Genomic DNA, 1,313 nt, shown 5'->3' with positions numbered 1-1,313 from the left:
TGTCCCGTCCTGAATAAGGTTTACACCTTCTGACCTTTCCTCAGGAGGATTCAATGGATTCGGGCAAAAGGCGCAGCCAGCGCGACTACACGCTAGCTTTTAAATTATCCGTCGTAGACCAAGTTGAAAAAGGCGAGCTGGGTTATAAAGAAGCCCAACGGCGCTATGGCATTCAGGGCCGGTCGACGGTGCTGGTTTGGTTACGCAAGCATGGTCGACAGGACTGGAGCCAAGGCGCATCAATTCGAGAGCCGAGGAGCAGGTCCATGACCGAGCCAACCCTCCCGCTGACACCCGAGCAGCGAATCAAAGAACTTGAAGAACAGCTAGCGCTGAGCAACCAGAAGGCTCAGTTCTTTGAAGCAGTCGTCAACGTTCTGAAAAATGACTACGGCGTTTCTGTCGTAAAAAAGCGACCCGGCAAGTCCTCTCGCAAGGTCAAATCCAAGACTTGAGTATTACCAGGGCTTGCCTGTTCATGGGCATTTCGCGCCAAGCGTATTACAAGCGCAATCGCGCTTTTGACGCGAGGGTCCGCCAAGACCAAGAGGTGATGGACTTTGTGCTGGAGAAGCGGCGTCGCCAGCCAAGGCTTGGTACGCGCAAGCTGCATTACTTGATGAGCGCCCAAGCGCCTGCGCCGTGGTGCGTGGGTAGAGATCGCCTATTTGCCATCTTGCGTGACGCACGCGAGCTGGTTCCGCGCAAGCGGGCTTATCACAAGACCACTCATAGCCATCATCGCTTTCGCCGTCATCCCAACCTGCTCAAAGCAGGCCCGGAACAAGTTGTGGCCAGTGGGCCCGAACAGGTCTGGGTAGCAGACATAACCTATTTGCCAACGCAGGAAAGCGTGGCCTACGTGAGCCTGGTGACTGACGCGTATTCACGCAAGATCGTTGGCCATCATGTGCATGAAAGCCTGCACACCGAGTCTGTGATTAAGGCGTTGCAAAAAGCGGTTATCGGGCGGAAAACCACACAGCAGCTGATCCATCATTCAGATCGCGGCGCACAGTACTGCTCTGACCTGTATCAGCGGTTGCATGCGCAACATGGGATCAAGTGCTCAATGACCGATGGCTATGACTGCTATCAAAACGCTATGGCCGAGCGGATAAACGGGATTTTGAAGACCGAGTTCTTGCTGAGTCGTCCTAGGAACCTGGCGGACGCGGTAAGGATGGTGGACGAATCGGTACGGATCTATAACGGAGAGCGGCCGCATCTGGCCCTGAAATACAAAACGCCCGATGCGATGCATCGGGCGTTTTGAGGCTGAAATAGGTGTAAACCTATTTCAGGACTAGACA

General features: G+C 54.3%; 1 protein-coding gene. It reads left to right on the top strand.

All coding sequences use genetic code 11. The features are described from left to right. The first annotated feature begins 53 nt into the window (after window positions 1-53). Window positions 54-1,276, top strand: a protein-coding gene (locus CYD26_RS24715) for an IS3 family transposase (RefSeq protein ID WP_178081741.1) whose coding sequence is annotated in 2 segments (ribosomal slippage) — window positions 54-405 and window positions 405-1,276 — 1,224 coding nt in all. Because the reading frame shifts where the segments join, the coding sequence is not laid out codon by codon here. Window positions 1,277-1,313 lie beyond the last annotated feature (37 nt).

Source organism: Pseudomonas sp. FFUP_PS_473 (assembly GCF_002858665.1).
GTDB classification, from domain to species: domain Bacteria; phylum Pseudomonadota; class Gammaproteobacteria; order Pseudomonadales; family Pseudomonadaceae; genus Aquipseudomonas; species Aquipseudomonas defluvii.
This window is presented reverse-complemented; position numbering and strand designations above follow the sequence as displayed.